The following is a 17032-nucleotide window of genomic DNA, read 5'->3' on the forward strand; positions in this document are numbered from 1 at the left end:
GGGTAATTGAAAATGAATCACAAAAGAAAATGGAATGCATGTCTGCTGTTTGTGCTTGTGTTGTTTGTGCTGTTTTCTCCGGCCACGCCGGAGAGAAGAACGCCGGCAACAGTGGAGGCGGCCTCTGTTAAGTTCAATAAAGAGAAGCTGATGCTTTATGTGGGCAATACATTCAAATTAAAGCTGAAGGGTGTTTCTGAAAAGGTGGTATGGTCCACCAGCAGAAAGAGCGTGGCTTCGGTGAGCCAGGCCGGAATGGTGACCGCAAAAGGCGAGGGTAAGGCAGTCATTACGGCAAAGGCAGGAAAGAAAAAATATACTGCGGCCGTTACGGTGAAGAAAAATCAGCTGACCTATACTGCTCTGAAGCTTGGCAAGGGGGAAACCAGAACGCTGAGGCTGAAAGGCGACGGCATAAAAATCAACTGGTCATCTTCTGATTCCAAAGTGGTTTCTGTAGAGAAGAATGGAAGGATCAGTGCTAAAAAAGAGGGAAAAGCAGTTATTTGCGCCGCTGCAGGCGGACAGAACTATTATTGTCAGATTACGGTTGTCCCGGGTGAATCGGGTGCCGGAAAACTGAAAGTATGGGGCAGGAATCTGCGTATCGGCGATACTGCGAAGGCTGTTGTCCGGGATTTTGGCGAACCGGACCGTACTGATAAATCTTATTATGGGGATAGCACTTATATCTATAAAGGAAGCTATACCGGGTATTTCATGGTATATATTCAGAAAGGAAAGGTTATCGGCTTTTATACGGATTCCGAAGATTTTACCTATGACGGCATATCTTATGGAGACAGCCGAACCAAGTTGTCCGGGCATGCAGAATACGATGCAGAAGTCTTTGCCGATGATATTGGTACCGGGAGGGTAACAGGAGTCCGTATCATGCAGAAGGACATCAAGCCTAATGAATATACTTCCCGTATACTCAAGGATATGGAGCAGGAAATCTTTGACTTGACGAACTCTCTTAGGGCAAGAAATAATCTTCCCCTTGTGAAGTGGTCGGATCAGGCTGCGGCCAGCGCGTTAAATCACAGCAGGGATATGGCCGAGAAGGATTACTTTAACCATACGTCAAAGGACGGAAAGTCGCCGTTTGACCGTATGAAAAAGAATGGGATCAATTATATGGCCGCGGGAGAAAATATTGCTGCCGGGTATGCTGACAGTGTAACGGTCTGCTATCAGTGGTTTCAATCTGAAGGGCACCGGGCCAATCTTCTGGACGAGCGGTTCACTTATCTTGGGGTGGGTAATGCTTATGCCGGAGATTCCTACTATAAGATTTACTATACACAGAATTTTTATAAATAAGGAACGAACTGAAGTATCCGGAACCTGCGGTGACAGCTGGTTTAAGGTTCCGGATACTGTGGTAAAAATTTCCCGGGACCTGCTTGACTTGGCCTGTTGTGTATGTTAAAATTGAAAAGCATGAAATTGGGACATGTGAATGTAACTGGATACGCCCAGATAGCTCAGTTGGTAGAGCAGAGGACTGAAAATCCTCGTGTCGCTGGTTCGATTCCGGCTCTGGGCACTATGAAAAAAGAGTCTTCAAGGGTTTTACAACCTTTGGAGATTTTTTTACGATTTAGGAAACTTCCGGGGAGGCTTTGGTAATGAACGTTTTGCTTGCTGCTGTAAACGCCAAATATATTCATTCAAATCCGGCGCTGTACTGCCTGAGGGCTTACGCGTCGGAATACAGAGAGTCCGTTAATCTGACGGAATACACAATCAATATGGAGCAGGATGATATCCTTATGGATATATTTAAAAGGAAACCGGATTTTCTGGCGTTTTCCTGCTACATCTGGAATATCAATGTCATTTGTGGGCTGGTAAGGGAGGTACACAAGATACTGCCGGATACGCTGTTATGGCTGGGAGGCCCGGAGGTGTCCTATGATGCGCCGGCGAGGCTTAAGCTTCTCCCGGAACTGACCGGTATTATGGTGGGAGAGGGAGAAGAAACCTTCCGGGAGCTTATGGCTTATTATATAGAAGGAAAGGGTGCTCTGGGTGATATCCGGGGGCTGGCATATACGGACGAAGGAAAGCTGATTCAGACCGGGGAGAGGGAGCCTTTGGATTTAAGTCTGCTGCCTTTTCCGTATGAAGACTGTTCGGAGTTTGAAAACCGCATCATTTATTATGAAACCAGCCGCGGGTGCCCCTTTTCCTGCAGCTACTGTCTTTCTTCTATAGAAAAGAAGGTTCGGCTCAGAGACTTTGAACTGGTAAAGAAAGAACTGTCCTTTTTCCTGGACAGGAAGGTTAAACAAGTTAAATTCGTGGACCGGACGTTTAATTGCAGCCGGCCTCATACGAAGGCGATCTGGGAATTTATCAGGGACCATGATAATGGGATAACCAATTTCCATTTTGAGATTACGGCGGATCTTCTCTCAGAGGAGGAACTGGATCTTCTGAACCAGCTCAGACCCGGGCTGGTTCAGCTGGAGATTGGAGTACAGTCATCCAATGAACGGACCATCGGCGCGATCCGGAGAAAAATGGATTTGGATAAGCTAAAGCATGTGGTTTCAAGGATTCAGGAAGGGCATAATGTGCATCAGCATCTGGATCTGATTGCAGGCCTCCCCTATGAGGGCTTTGCTTCGTTTGCCCACTCCTTTGATGACGTTTACGCGATGAAGCCGGATCAGCTGCAGCTGGGTTTTCTGAAGGTTCTGAAAGGATCTTATATGTATGAGTCCAGGGAATCAAACGGACTGGTTTACAGGGACAGGCCTCCCTATGAGGTACTGTATACGAAATGGATATCCTACGGGGAATTGCTGGAATTAAAGAAGGTGGAAGAGATGGTTGAGGCCTATTATAACAGCGGACAGTTCAGCTCAATTATCCGGTATCTGGAACACTTCTACCGCAGTAAATTTAACTTATATCTGGAACTTGGCAATTTCTACGAGGAAAAGAAGCTTGATAAGATCAGCCATTCCAGAATGAGCCGGTATTCAATTTTGCTGGAATTTGTAAAGGAAAAAGAAATTGGGGATATAGAAACAGCGGTTTCGCTGCTGATCTATGATCTGTATGCAAGAGAAAATCTGAAGAGCCGTCCGGAATTTGCACCGGATACGGCAGTTTACAAGGACAGGGTACGGGAGTTTTACCACAATCCTGACAATATTTTATGTTATTTAGAAGGGTATCAGGGATATGATATCAGACAGATTTCCCGAATGACCCATATGGAGCACTTTTCGATCGACATTCAGGCTGCTGTCCGGGAGGGAGTACGGCGGGAGCGGGATTATTTCATTTTGTTCGATTACCAGGAGAGAGAGCCGCTTCATCATCAGGCCAGAACCTGGGAGATAGAAGCATGAAAAATGAAAATTGCAGCGAAGCTGCAAGTGAAAATGTTCCTTCGGAACAGTGAAAGATTCCTTCGGAAGTGAAAAAGTGGAAGGACGGGAAGAGGGAAGTGAAAGGAGAGAAGCTTTGGCGAAGAGACAAATGACGAAGAAGGAACGGGAACGGATGCTTAGGATTCTTTCCTGTCTGGATGAGCAGTATGGTACGGAGTATATTTGCTATCTGAATCATGAGAACGCCTGGCAGCTTCTTGTGGCTACGATGCTGAGCGCGCAGTGCACGGACGCCAGGGTGAATATTGTGACGAAGGATCTTTTTGTGAAGTATCCTTCCGTGGAGGCTTTTGCGGGGGCTGATTTAAAGGAGCTCGAGCGGGATATCCATTCTACCGGATTTTATCACAACAAGGCGAAGAATCTGATTGCCTGCGCGAATAAGGTACTTACGGAGTACGGCGGCGAGGTGCCTGAGAGTATTGAGGATCTGGTTAATCTTCCGGGAGTCGGGCGCAAGACGGCGAATGTGATCAGAGGAAATATTTTCCATGAGCCCAGTGTGGTGGTAGATACCCATGTGAAGAGGATTTCCAGCAAACTGGGATTTACGCGGGAACAGGACCCGGTTAAGATTGAATATGATCTGATGGAGATTCTGCCGAAGGAACACTGGATTTTGTATAATATCCATATTATTACGCTGGGAAGGCAGATCTGTACGGCCAGAAGCCCGAAGTGCGAGGAGTGTTTTTTAAACGAATTGTGTCCGGATTATCAGAAACGAAAGGCAGTGGATTAGATTGATTGAACGGTTTGTAGCTCTGGATCTGGAGACGACAGGCCTGGACCCGGAGAAGGATAGTATTATTGAGGTGGGGGCTGCCCGCATTGTGAACCGGAGGATAACGGGCAAGTTCTGTGCTCTGATTAATCCGGGACGCCCGCTCCCGGAGAGAATCGTGAAGCTGACCGGCATCACAGATACTATGCTTGCATCTGCTCCTGCGGCGGAACCCGTGCTTTTCGCGCTGTATGATTTTCTGGGAACGGATATCCTGCTGGGCCATAACATTTTATTTGATTACAGTTTTTTAAAAAAGTATTACAGCACCAAAAAGATGGAATTTAACCGGATGGGAATGGATACATTAAGATTAGCCAGGAAATTCTGCGCAGACAGAGAAAGTAAAAGCCTGTCCAGTATGTGCGGCTATTATCATATTACGAATGCCAACGCACACAGAGCCTATGACGATGCGGTGACGGCGGCAGGGTTGTTTTTTAAACTTGCAGAGGAGTTCGGGGAAGCAGATGCCGGAGCTTTTGATCCGGAAAGTCTGGAGTTCAAACCCAAAAAGCAGGGACCGATTACTGCTGCTCAGAAAAAATACTTGAATGATTTAATAAAATATCATAGAATGAACATAAATGGCCTGTTGGAAGCTGTCGAAAAAACACAGGTGGAACAGCTGACCAAGAGCGAAGCCTCCCGCATGATCGACAGGATTATTCTTGAGTTTGGCAAGATGGTCTGATCGGAATTGGGCTCCTTCGGGTGCATAAAGGAACTACATATTACTCAAGCTATAAAAGACGGCCGGATTTCTGACCGCACAAAGAAAGGGTTGGGATTTTCCATGAATTTTTTCAGTAGTAAAACGAAGAAGATTATATCGACAGTTATTATTGTTCTGCTTATTATCGCAATGGTGATTCCGTCGATTATCAGTATATTTCAATTGTAAGATCACGAAGGAAAGGCACGGGTGTTTGAATGAAGAAACTTAACAAAGCATGCATATATCTTTTTGCATTCCTGTTTCTGTTCCTTCTGTCCGGCAGCGGCTCCCGCGTACGGGCGGCTGAGGTTAATAATACGGCGCCGAAGGGGATTTATATTGCTTCCCTGGATGTGAGCGGGAAGACAGAAGAAGAGATTGTATCCGAACTGGATCAGTATAAAGAGACACTGAATAAAACCAAGCTTAAACTGGATGTAAGCGGCACGGTGAAGGAGATTACACTGGCGAAGCTGGGTTTTATTCTGGAAGATAAAGAGCTGGCGAAGGAAGCGGTGACGGTCGGACAGACCGGCAACCTGATTAAGCGCTTTAAAGTTATCAAGGATCTGGAACGAGAGCCTCTCACTCTGGAACCTGAATACTCCATTGATGAAGCGAAGGTTGATTCATTTATTAAAAAATGCGCGAAGCTGGATGTGAAGGCTAAAAATGCCGGATTATCCAGGGAAAACGGACAGTTTGTCTATACCGATGCTGCGGTGGGTAAAACCCTCAATGCAGAAGAAACCAAGAAGGCTATTTATGAGGCAGTTGAGAATGGCGTGAACGGCGAGGATCTGAGTGCTGCCGCGGTTGTGGAGGAAGAGCAGCCCAAGTATACGCTTGAAGATGTGAAGCAGTGTAATTCTGTGATTGGAACCTATACGACCAATTTTGTATCCTCCAACTCCAACCGGGCGGCCAACGTCGCGAATGGCGCCAGACTAATCAACGGGAGCGTCATATATCCGGGAGAAGAATTCTCCGTATATAAAGCGGTTTCTCCGTTTACCTCTGCTAACGGATACTTTATGGCCGGCGCATACCAGAACGGTGAAGTAATCGACAGTATGGGAGGCGGAATCTGCCAGGTGTCTACGACCCTCTATAATTCCGTGCTGTATGCAGAGCTGGAGGTTACCCAGAGATCGGAACATTCCATGATTGTCACTTACGTGGAACCGGCCAGGGATGCGGCGATATCCGGCACTTACAAGGACCTGAAATTTGTAAATAACACGGGTGCGCCGATTTATATTGAGGGATATACTCAGAACAGAAATATTACCTTTACGATTTATGGGAAGGCCAAGGAACCGGGACGGGAAGTGAAGCTTATATCTGAGACTACAGGTATTACACAGCCTGGCAAGGATAAGGAGACGAAGGACCCGACGAAACCGGAAGGTTACCGCAAGGTGACGCAAAGTGCCCATATTGGCAAAACAGCCGTACTGTACCGTGCTATTCTCCAGGATGGCAAGGAGATCAGCAGGGAGCTTGTCAATAAGAGCAGCTATATGGCCTCTCCGCGCTATGTTACCGTTGGGACAAAGAAGGAAGAGCCGGAAGAGGACGAGAAGGACGATCCGGATAAGGATACTGGGAAAGATACTGGTAAAGATGCCGGGAAGGATACCGGGAAAGATACGGGTAAGGATACCGGAAAAGATACCGGAACGGATACGGGTAAGGATACCGGAAAAGATACTGGCAAAGATGCCGGAACAGACACCGGAAATGTTGATAACGGCGGCAATTCCGGAGCAGAGGGAACTGCTTCTGAGAATCAGGAAGAGCAGGAATAGCTGCTGTTGGGAGAATCACATAATTATTTATGATATTGAAACGGGAGGATTGATGTCAGTCAATCTTCCCGATTTGTTAAAAGAACAGGAAAGAAATGTGAGATAGAGATGAAGATTGGCAAAGTACCGGAGAATGTCCTGAAACGGACGGTTTTGAAACAAATACACCACACCCGCGAGGAAGTTCTGGTTGGAGCTGGTGTGGGCGAAGACTGCGCGGTAGCCGCTCTGAAAGAGGGAGAGGTGTATGTCCTGTCCACCGATCCGATCACCGGAGCAATTAATGAGATTGGCAAGCTGGCCATTCACATAACAGCGAATGATATCGCAGCAGGCGGGGCGGAACCGTTCGGCGTGATGCTGACGATCCTTCTGCCTGACGGGACGGAGGAAGCGCAGCTTCGGGATATGATGAAGGATATGGAGAATACCTGCAAAGATCTGGATATTCAGATTATGGGAGGCCATACGGAGATTACCAAGGTTGTTACACAACCGGTTGTTATGGTAACCGGAATGGGCAAAGCCAGAGAAGAGTCCCTGGCGCTTTCCAGGTCCATGAAGCCGGGGCAGGAGCTGGTGATGACCAAGTGGGCAGGACTGGAAGGAACGGCTATACTGGCATCGGAACGCTATGATGAATTATGCGGGGCGCTGCCTTATGAACTGGTAGATCAGGCGAAAGCAATGATAGATTCTATTTCTGTTGTGAAGGATGCCAGGGTCGCAGCCTCTCTGGGGATACATGCGATGCACGATATTACGGAGGGCGGAGTGTTCGGCGCTCTCTGGGAAGTGGCTGAGGCATCCGGGACAGGGCTGGAAGTGGACCTTAGAAAAATTCCGCTGAAACAGGAGACGGTAGAAATTTGTGAATACTATGATCTGAATCCCTATATGCTTATTTCCAGCGGCTGTCTGCTGATGTCTGCGGACCGCGGCAGTCTTCTGGCAGAAACACTGGCGAAAGAGGGAATACCCGCCGCTGTGATCGGCCGGGTAACGGAAGGGAATGACCGCATCATTATAAATGGGGAAGAAAAGCGATTTCTGACTCCCCCGGCTAGTGATGAGTTATATAAAATTATATAAGAAAGGAAGATGGTCATGAGAGAAGAAATCCTGAAAATAATAGATAAGAACAGCAAAGTCGCCCCGGCGGATATTGCCGCCATGCTGGGCGCATCTGAGGCGGAAGTCGCCGCCGAGATCGTCCGTTTGGAGGAGGAGCAGATTATCTGTGGATATCCGACACTGATTAACTGGGATAAGACAGACAGCGAAATTGTAACCGCGTTAATCGAAGTGAAAGTAACACCTCAGAGAGGGCAGGGCTTCGATAAGATTGCAGAACGTATCTATCGCTTTGATGAAGTATACGCCGTATATTTGATGTCGGGAGGATTTGACCTGACTGTGCTGATACAGGGGAAGAGCATGAAGGATGTGGCACGTTTTGTATCTGAAAAACTGGCGCCGATGGACTCAGTACTAAGCACTTCAACACACTTTGTTCTGAAAAAATATAAAGAACACGGGATGGAACTGGTACACTCAAAACAAGAAGGAAGGATGTTGATTACACCTTGAGAAACCCATTATCACAAAAAGTAGTGACAATAGAGCCGTCAGGAATAAGAAAATTTTTCGATATTGTAAGTGAGATGAAGGATGCGATTTCACTCGGCGTTGGAGAACCGGATTTTGATACACCATGGCATATAAGGGAAGAAGGCGTATACTCTCTTGAAAGAGGACGTACCTTCTATACATCTAATGCGGGGCTTAAGTCGTTAAAAGAGGAAATTTGTAAATATCTGAAGAGACGTTTTAATCTGAACTATGATTCAGAGCATGAAGTTATGGTTACGGTTGGCGGAAGTGAAGCCATAGACATAGGTCTGCGGGCTATGCTGGACCCGGGCGATGAAGTATTGATCCCGCAGCCCAGCTATGTTTCCTATCTGCCCTGTGTGACACTGGCGGATGGTGTTCCGGTCATCATTGAACTGAAGGAAGAGGATAAGTTCAAGCTGACCAGGCAGCAGCTCCTGGATGCGATTACACCCAAAACCAAAGTGCTGATTTTGCCGTTTCCCAATAATCCTACCGGCTCGATTATGGACAGAGAAGATCTGGCCGATATCGTAGATGTTATTATCGACAATGATCTGTTTGTGATCACGGATGAGATTTATTCTGAACTGACTTATTCCGGCAACCATGTTTCGATTGCGGAGTTTCCGGGAATGAAGGAAAGGACAGTCCTGATTAACGGCTTTTCCAAGTCCTATGCGATGACTGGATGGCGTCTGGGTTATACTTGTGCTCCGGCACAGATTCTGGCTCAGATGTTAAAGATTCATCAGTTTGCGATTATGTGCGCTCCTACCAACAGCCAGTATGCGGCTGTGGAAGCACTGAAAAACGGAGATGACGATGTGGTTACCATGAGGGAAGCTTACAATCAGAGAAGAAGCTTTCTGGTAAAGGCGCTCCGTGATATCGGTATGGACTGTTTTGAACCGGAGGGTGCTTTTTACGTATTCCCCAATATAACCAAATTCGGGATGACTTCCGATGAATTTGCAAACCGGCTTCTTCAGGAGGAAAAAGTGGCGGTTGTTCCAGGCACCGCGTTTGGCGCCTGCGGGGAGGGCTTCTTAAGAGTTTCCTATGCGTATTCCATTGAGAATCTGAAAGAGGCACTGGAGCGTATTGAGCGTTTTACGAAAAGACATATGCCGGAGGGCAGATAAAACGTAATCTGATACTGCAGCATCACATTCGTTTTAAATTCAAGAATAATAAGGGATGAATACCGATGATAAATATTGTGCTTCATGAACCGGAGATACCGGCAAATACCGGTAATATCGGGCGAACCTGTGTGGCTACAGGAAGCCGCCTGCACCTGATTGAACCGCTGGGTTTTCAGATTAATGAAAAACAGCTGAAGAGGGCCGGAATGGATTACTGGGATAAGCTTGATGTAACGGTTTATGATAATTACGCAGATTTTCTGGAGAGAAATCCCGGGGCCAGAATCTTTATGGCTACCACAAAAGCAAGACAAACCTATACAGAGGCGGAATTTCCGCCGGACTGTTATATTATGTTTGGAAAAGAAAGTGCCGGTATACCGGAGGAAATACTGGTGGAGCATGAGATGGACTGCATCAGAATCCCGATGATAGGGGATATTCGTTCTCTTAATCTGGCAAATTCTGTTGCCATTGTGCTGTATGAGGCTCTGAGACAAAACCAATTTGATTCTATGAAGCTTCAGGGGGATCTGCACCGCCTGCATTGGAAAAGCGAAACATAAGAATAAACGCCAGTACGCTTTGCGGGCTGGCGTTTTCTATTGCTGCGGAAAGTCATGTTCCTTTTGAAATGGATCTTTCAGGGGAATGGTTACTTCGATTACTGTGATGGTATCCTGATGATAAACATGGAGGATGCCGTGATAGGACAGGACTATTTTGCGGATATGCTCAAGACTGCCGTAGGTCTTTACTTCTCCTTTTCTGCGGAAGGTAAAAGAATGACTCCGGGTTTGAACAGGGACAGCTGCACTGCTGTATTCCAACTGAAGAACAAGGACCGTATCGGTTGCATCCATCTGAAGGTCTACATAACCGATTCCGGCGGGAGCGGTAAGTGCGGCCTCACCGGCATATTGAAGCAGATCTCCCAGTATGAGACATAAATCGGAGTCGGTAAAGGGTGTCTTGTCCACGCGGACATCATAGTGAAACGCCACTCCGGCGCTGGTAAGAGTATGTTTGGCCTGAGTCAGGAGCGCCGACAGGACAATGTTGTCGAGAAGAACGATGTTATCCATATTTCCGATCAAACCGCTGATTCTGGAAATAAATTGTTCTGCTTCCTCTGTCCTGCCGGCAGCCAGATAAGATTCCATCGTGGCAAGATTATTTTTAATATCATGGCGGAGAGATCGCAGCGTGTCGAAATTATTTTTCAGATCTTCATAATACCTGTCCTGTACCTTCGCAATTTCCAGTTTGCGTCTGGCATCCAGTTCAGACTGAAAACGCTGGACGGAATGGGTATATAGAGCTACGATAATCAGAATGATCAGCAGCACACAGACAAAAATCACACCGATCAGCTGTTCAAATGATTCTTTTGAGTAAGAAGCGGTACTATAATATTTAATTACGAATAACAGAAAAACCGAGGATAGCAGAATAATTGCCAGAACATTTTTCAGGTAAGGATTTTTGGCAGCAGGTGCATGTCTGTCACGGACGATCCGGAGCAGCAGATAGAGAATCATGTGGGAAAGCAAATCTGCAAGACACATAAACAGCGGGTCATATACAGCTTCCCCGATGGAGATATGAAGAATTCGAAAGAGAAGGGGAAGCAGCAGGACGGAGAAGAGCGCAATCAGTACCGGTTCCAGCAGTGAATAAGATATCTTCAACAGGACCGAACCGGTAAAACAGATACATAGAAAAGAAATATGAACCAGAGTGAAAAGGATCATATCGATCAAACGTCTGAATAAGAAAACGGTAGACAGCGCCGATAGAAGAATAATAAGAAGAATACAGAAATTAAAATACAACCGGTACTTCTTCTGATCCAGCCGAGCGGGTTTGCGAAAGCATTTATATAATTCAACATAGAGAACAAAATCCAGAATGTTTAATATCACTGTTGGGATGAAAATGTAACTCATAATTAATCCTCATTATACTTAGCGTCTCTTCGTACAGTGGAGCTATCTCTTATTTAACTATAACACCAGACAATGAAATCGAAAATAATATCTGTTCTATTTTGAGATAGGAGGTGATTAGACTGAACGAAATGAACGAAAAGGAACTGCGTTATGCCGGGAAATGTACCGGTATCGGACATTCGTGGTTTGAGATTATCTGGCAATGGATTTTTGGCTGAGGTGTGATTGTTCTACATTGACGCTGTAAACGAATACTCAAAGGGAGCTGCTTTTAAAGCAGCTCCCTTTTTGCTATATGGTAAGTGTTTCTTCTGTAAAATCGGCAGGATGGGAAATGTAAAATTACGTCATACCCGTGTAATAGCGCTTATTTTGAGTATTTCATATTTTACATACCTTTAACAATACTTCGATTTCATATTTAACATTGCAGATTTATGATAAAAGACGTAAACAGAAAAGAAAACAAAAATAATGTATAACAGAAATGTAAGGGAGAGAAAGAAATGAAGAAAATAACATGCTTTATCCTGGTATTTATGCTGGCAGCTATGGCGCTGACCGGTTGCAGTAAAAAAGACAGCGAAGCAGGCCAGCAGCAGATGGGCCAGACACAGACGCCGGTACAGGATAGTGAAGACACGCCGGATAACACAGATGATAAGGATCAGAGCGGTTTTGATACGACACAGGATATCTCCGTTGTATCCAGAGAAGATGGCTCAGGAACGAGAGGCGCTTTCATCGAATTGTTTGGTGTGGAAGAAAAAGATGAAAATGGTGAAAAGATTGACAGGACAACGACCGAGGCGGCTGTTACGAATAATACTTCCGTTATGATGACCACAGTGGCCGGCGACCCCTATGCAATCGGTTATATCTCTCTGGGGTCTTTAAATGAAACTGTGAAAGCTGTGAAGATCGACGGGACAGAAGCCAGTGTAGAAAATATTAAAAGCGGTACTTATAAAATTGCGCGTCCCTTTAATATTGCTACGAACGGCAATGCAAGCGAAGCCGCACAGGATTTTATCAGTTACATTATGAGTGCACAGGGACAGCAGGTCATCGCCGATAACGGTTATATCCCGGAGGACAATATGCCGGCATTTGAAGGCGGTAAAGCATCCGGGAAAGTTGTTGTGGCTGGTTCCTCATCGGTTACTCCGGTGATGGAGAAACTGAAAGAGGCTTATGAAGCGATCAACAGCAATGTGACTATTGAGATTCAGCAGAGCGATTCCACCACAGGTATGACTTCAGCAATTGACGGAATCTGCGACATCGGTATGGCATCCAGAGAATTAAAAGACAGTGAGCTGGAAGCTGGCCTTAAGGCGACTGTCATTGCCATGGATGGTATCGCAGTCATCGTAAACAATGAGAACACGATTGAAAACCTGACCAGTGATCAGGTGAAGGCAATCTTTACCGGCGAAACATTAAGCTGGAGTGAAGTTCAGTAATAAGCAGGAAATGCTGTCAGAAATCACAGTGTCCAGGATGAGTAACATGACAGAGCCGCGGGTGAGAAACATCCTGCGGCTTGCCTGGATGTTGTTCTTCAAAATCTGAGAAAGAATAGATGGAAATGAAAAATTATAAGGAAAAAATTATGAAGGGCGTTTTCGCCCTGGCTGCCTGTGTTTCCATTCTGGCAGTACTGCTGATCTGCGTTTTCCTGTTTTCAAACGGCCTTCCGGCTATGAAGGAAATAGGGGCATTCAAATTCCTTCTGGGAACAGAGTGGAGGCCATCCAATGATATATACGGCATCTTTCCAATGATTCTGGGAAGTATTTATGTGACCGCGGGAGCTATTTTATTCGGTGTTCCCATTGGATTGTTAACCGCTGTTTTTCTGGCAAAATACTGCCCGAAAAAATTATATAAAATCTTTAAGCCGGCCGTGGATCTGCTGGCCGGGATTCCATCCATCATTTATGGGTTTTTTGGAATCGTTGTGGTGGTACCATTGATTCGGGATCTTTTTGGAGGAAAAGGATTGTCCATGCTGGCAGCTTCTCTGCTGCTGGGTCTGATGATCCTGCCGACGATTATCAGCGTTTCGGAATCTGCTATCCGGGCTGTACCCGAAAGTTATTACGAGGGCAGTTTGGCTTTGGGCGCCACCCATGAGCGAAGTATCTTTTTTACATTGATTCCCGCAGCCAAGTCCGGCATTCTTGCTGGTGTGGTTCTGGGAATAGGCAGAGCGATCGGTGAAACAATGGCGGTCGTAATGGTAGCAGGCAATCAGCCGAGAATGCCTGCAGGTATCTTAAAGGGTGTCAGAACCCTGACTACGAATATTGTCATGGAGATGGGATATGCGGCGGATCTGCACAGAGAAGCTCTGATTGCAACCGGAGTCGTCCTGTTTGTCTTCATTTTGATTATTAACTTTTCATTCTCATTATTAAAAAGGAGGATGCAGTAATGGTTTCTGTAGAGACAATAAATCAGCAGTCGGCAAGACAGAAGTTAAGGCTGTTTAAAAGAAGTCCTCTTTCCTTGCTTCTTTTTCTTCTGGTTATTCTGGCTGCGGCAGTAACGGCATTTCTGATGCTGTTTTTGATTTCTTATATTTTGGTGAAGGGTATTCCTTATTTATCCGCAGATTTATTTTCTCTGCAATATACTTCTGAAAATGTGTCGCTGGTACCGGCTCTGATCACCACAATTTATATGACGGTACTGGCGCTTCTGATAGCAGTGCCTCTGGGTGTCTTTTCCGCTATTTATCTGGTGGAATATGCAAAGAAGGGAAATAAACTGGTTGAACTTGTCCGGCTTACTACAGAAACACTGTCCGGTATCCCTTCTATTGTCTATGGACTATTCGGTATGCTGTTTTTTGTAACCGCTCTGAAGTGGCGGTACTCTGTGCTGGCAGGCGCCTGTACGGTAGCGATCATGATCCTGCCGTTGATTATGCGGACGACAGAGGAAGCGCTGAGAGCGGTGCCGGATACATTCCGGGAGGGCAGTTTTGGTTTGGGGGCCGGCCGTTTGCGCACGGTATTCCGGGTCGTATTGCCGCCCGCCATACAGGGAATTCTGTCAGGTATCATTTTATCAGTGGGACGGATCGTGGGAGAATCCGCGGCACTGATATTTACGGCAGGTACGGTAGCCCAGATACCAGGCTCTCTGATGGATTCGGGAAGAACGCTGGCCGTCCATATGTACGCTCTTTCATCGGAAGCATTTCACATTAATCAGGCTTACGCCACAGCAGTAGTGCTTCTGATCATTGTAATTGGAATCAATGCGGTTGCCGGTTTTGTGGCAAAGAGGCTGACAATAAAAACGAACGAATAAGATAAAGGGAGTGCGCTAGATTGAAAAATTAGCTTGATAGCTAATTTTTCACACGGCTATTTGTGCCGGAGCGTCACAAATAGCATTGATGCGACACCAGAAATCGCCTTCGCGAATTTCTGGTGCGCGATTCCTACGCTACGCTCCGGAATGGAGATTGGGATGAGTAAACTGGAGGTTTCCGGCCTGGATTTGTTTTATAAGGATTTTCAGGCATTAAGGAACATAAATATTTCAATGGCTAAAAATGAGATAACCGCATACATCGGACCGTCCGGATGCGGGAAATCCACACTGTTAAAATCCCTGAACCGGATGAACGATCTGATTGAGGGCTGCCGTATTACCGGCACCGTAACACTGGACGGGGAGGATATCTACGGCAATATGGATGTCAATCTGCTGCGCAAACGGGTGGGAATGGTATTTCAGAAGCCGAATCTGTTTCCCATGAGTGTGTATGATAATATTGCCTACGGTCCGCGGACCCATGGAGTTAAATCCAGAACCAGGCTGGATGATCTGGTGGAACGTTCGCTCAGATCCGCGGCGATCTGGGATGAGGTAAAGGATCGGCTGAAAAAGAATGCCCTGGGGTTGTCAGGAGGACAGCAGCAGCGTCTCTGTATCGCCAGAGCGCTGGCCGTACAGCCAGAAGTACTTCTTATGGATGAGCCCACCTCGGCACTGGACCCGATTTCTACATCGAAGATTGAAGAACTGGCGATGGAACTGAAAAAAGACTATACCATTGTTATTGTGACCCACAATATGCAGCAGGCTGCCCGTATCTCGGATAAAACAGCCTTTTTCCTGCTGGGTGAAATTATTGAGTTCGGCGAGACGGAGCAGATATTCTCCATGCCGGGGGATAAACGGACAGAGGACTATATTACAGGGCGGTTCGGCTAAAGAAAAGATTGGGGGTATAGAAAATGCGAAGTCGATTTGATGAAGAACTGGACCAGTTAAACAGGGAGCTGCTGGAAATGGCTGCGCTGTGCGAGAACGCCATCAGCCGGACCACCAAGGCCCTTCTGGAGGGAAATGTTTCTCTCACGGATGATGTACTGGAGCTGGATGAGGAAATAGACCACAAGGAAAGAAAAATAGAGAGCCTGTGTTTAAAACTGCTGTTACAGCAGCAGCCGGTTGCACGGGACCTGCGGCAGATTTCATCCGCACTTAAAATGATAACGGATATGGAACGAATCGGAGATCAGGCGGCGGACATTGCGGAGATAACCTGTCTGGCCAATTCCATTCCGGAAGTGAATACCATGCATATTGGCGAGATGGCCAGGGGAACCATAAAAATGGTAACGGAAAGCATAGATGCCTTTGTAAATCAGGACCTTGAGCAGGCCAGAGCGATCATCGCCTATGATGATGTGATTGACCGGCTGTTTGATCAGGTCAAACTGGAAGTCATTGATTTAATTAAAAAGGATGCCCGCTACGGAGAATGTGCAGTGGACCTGCTGATGATTGCAAAATATTTTGAGCGGATCGGGGATCATATTACCAACATTGCAGAGTGGGTGGAATTCTCTATAACAGGACACCATGAAGGAGAGAATGACCGATGATTTATTGTGTGGAAGACGATAGCAGTATCCGGGAACTGGTTTTATATACGTTGAATTCCACCGGCTTTGAGGCAAAAGGGTTTGCCGAGGGGGCCGGGCTGTGGGAGGAGATCCGGAAGGAGAAACCTGACCTGATCCTGCTGGATATTATGCTGCCCGGCGAGGACGGGATTTCAATCCTGAAAAAGCTTCGTTCCGGTATGGAAACGAAAAAGATCCCCGTGATTCTGGTGACTGCCAAGGGAGAAGAATACGACAAGGTGATCGGTCTGGACAGCGGGGCGGATGACTATGTGACCAAACCCTTCGGCATGATGGAACTGGTGTCCAGAATCAAGGCGGTACTGCGCAGAACGGCCGATGGAGAAGAGAGAGGCAGGCTGGAAACAGATAACCTGATACTGGATATAGAACGGCATGAGGTGACGGCGGAGGGAAGAGAGGTCAAATTGACGCTCAAGGAATTCGATCTGTTAAAGTGCCTTCTGGAACACAAGGGAATCGTGATGACCAGAGATAAACTGCTGACGATGATCTGGGGCTATGATTTTGACGGAGAAACCCGGACGGTGGATGTTCATATCCGTACGCTGAGACAAAAACTCGGGGAATGCGGGGATAAAATAGAAACCATCCGGGGTGTGGGCTATCGGATCGGGGCATCGGGCAGATCGTAAGA

General features: G+C 46.5%; 16 protein-coding genes and 1 tRNA gene. 16 read left to right on the forward strand and 1 reads right to left on the reverse strand.

What is annotated here, in order from left to right; translation table 11 throughout:
- Positions 1-12 precede the first annotated feature (12 nt).
- The 10 genes from ABCW47_RS00985 (at position 13) to ABCW47_RS01030 (ending at position 10054) form a co-directional block, all read left to right on the forward strand.
- Positions 13-1326: a CAP domain-containing protein gene (locus ABCW47_RS00985; protein ID WP_343207998.1), complete on the forward strand. Its 1314-nt coding sequence runs from the start codon at positions 13-15 to the stop codon at positions 1324-1326.
- 153 nt (positions 1327-1479) lie between these two features.
- A tRNA-Phe gene (locus tag ABCW47_RS00990) sits at positions 1480-1552 on the forward strand.
- Positions 1553-1634: 82 nt separating this feature from the next.
- On the forward strand, positions 1635-3371 hold the full coding sequence (locus ABCW47_RS00995) for a B12-binding domain-containing radical SAM protein (RefSeq protein WP_343207999.1): 1737 nt from the start codon (positions 1635-1637) through the stop codon (positions 3369-3371).
- Positions 3372-3501: 130 nt separating this feature from the next.
- Positions 3502-4155 (forward strand): endonuclease III, encoded by a 654-nt coding sequence (gene nth / locus ABCW47_RS01000; protein WP_343209566.1) that lies wholly within the window; start codon positions 3502-3504, stop codon positions 4153-4155.
- Between the two features lies 1 nt (position 4156).
- Complete coding sequence (locus ABCW47_RS01005; RefSeq protein ID WP_343208000.1) at positions 4157-4891, forward strand: 3'-5' exonuclease; 735 nt, start codon at positions 4157-4159, stop codon at positions 4889-4891.
- A 239-nt stretch (positions 4892-5130) separates the two neighbouring features.
- A complete protein-coding gene (locus ABCW47_RS01010; RefSeq protein WP_343208001.1) occupies positions 5131-6726 on the forward strand; it encodes a VanW family protein in 1596 nt (531 codons plus the stop codon).
- 108 nt (positions 6727-6834) lie between these two features.
- Positions 6835-7818, forward strand: a complete 984-nt coding sequence (locus ABCW47_RS01015) for an AIR synthase family protein (protein ID WP_343208002.1) — start codon at positions 6835-6837, stop codon at positions 7816-7818.
- 15 nt (positions 7819-7833) lie between these two features.
- Positions 7834-8316 (forward strand): Lrp/AsnC family transcriptional regulator, encoded by a 483-nt coding sequence (locus tag ABCW47_RS01020; RefSeq protein ID WP_343208003.1) that lies wholly within the window; start codon positions 7834-7836, stop codon positions 8314-8316.
- The gene (locus ABCW47_RS01025) at positions 8313-9485 is read left to right on the forward strand and encodes an aminotransferase class I/II-fold pyridoxal phosphate-dependent enzyme (protein ID WP_343208004.1); all 1173 of its coding nucleotides are present in this window, start codon (positions 8313-8315) and stop codon (positions 9483-9485) included. Before ABCW47_RS01020 ends, ABCW47_RS01025 begins: the two co-directional genes overlap by 4 nt.
- Before the next feature lie 65 nt (positions 9486-9550).
- Complete coding sequence (locus ABCW47_RS01030) at positions 9551-10054, forward strand: tRNA (cytidine(34)-2'-O)-methyltransferase (RefSeq protein WP_343208005.1); 504 nt, start codon at positions 9551-9553, stop codon at positions 10052-10054.
- 36 nt (positions 10055-10090) lie between these two features.
- On the opposite strand, the gene ABCW47_RS01035 is transcribed toward ABCW47_RS01030, so the two are convergent.
- Positions 10091-11437 carry a sensor histidine kinase gene (locus tag ABCW47_RS01035; RefSeq protein WP_343208006.1) on the reverse strand — a complete coding sequence of 449 codons (1347 nt, stop codon included), beginning with the start codon at positions 11435-11437 and terminating at the stop codon, positions 10091-10093.
- A gap of 509 nt (positions 11438-11946) precedes the next feature.
- Here ABCW47_RS01035 and ABCW47_RS01040 point away from each other — a divergent pair.
- The 6 genes from ABCW47_RS01040 (at position 11947) to ABCW47_RS01065 (ending at position 17030) form a co-directional block, all read left to right on the forward strand.
- Positions 11947-12906, forward strand: a complete 960-nt coding sequence (locus tag ABCW47_RS01040) for a substrate-binding domain-containing protein (protein ID WP_343208007.1) — start codon at positions 11947-11949, stop codon at positions 12904-12906.
- A gap of 125 nt (positions 12907-13031) precedes the next feature.
- Positions 13032-13880 (forward strand): phosphate ABC transporter permease subunit PstC, encoded by an 849-nt coding sequence (pstC, locus tag ABCW47_RS01045; RefSeq protein WP_343208008.1) that lies wholly within the window; start codon positions 13032-13034, stop codon positions 13878-13880.
- A complete protein-coding gene (pstA, locus tag ABCW47_RS01050; protein ID WP_343208009.1) occupies positions 13880-14764 on the forward strand; it encodes a phosphate ABC transporter permease PstA in 885 nt (294 codons plus the stop codon). The genes pstC and pstA overlap by 1 nt, the downstream gene beginning before the upstream one ends.
- A gap of 162 nt (positions 14765-14926) precedes the next feature.
- Positions 14927-15676, forward strand: coding sequence for a phosphate ABC transporter ATP-binding protein PstB (gene pstB, locus ABCW47_RS01055; protein WP_343208010.1), 750 nt, complete (start codon positions 14927-14929; stop codon positions 15674-15676).
- A gap of 23 nt (positions 15677-15699) precedes the next feature.
- Positions 15700-16353, forward strand: coding sequence for a phosphate signaling complex protein PhoU (gene phoU, locus ABCW47_RS01060; protein ID WP_343208011.1), 654 nt, complete (start codon positions 15700-15702; stop codon positions 16351-16353).
- Positions 16350-17030 (forward strand): winged helix-turn-helix domain-containing protein, encoded by a 681-nt coding sequence (locus ABCW47_RS01065; RefSeq protein ID WP_343208012.1) that lies wholly within the window; start codon positions 16350-16352, stop codon positions 17028-17030. The genes phoU and ABCW47_RS01065 overlap by 4 nt, the downstream gene beginning before the upstream one ends.
- Positions 17031-17032 lie beyond the last annotated feature (2 nt).

This window comes from Anaerolentibacter hominis, from assembly GCF_032380675.1.
Taxonomy (GTDB): domain Bacteria; phylum Bacillota; class Clostridia; order Lachnospirales; family Lachnospiraceae; genus Anaerolentibacter; species Anaerolentibacter hominis.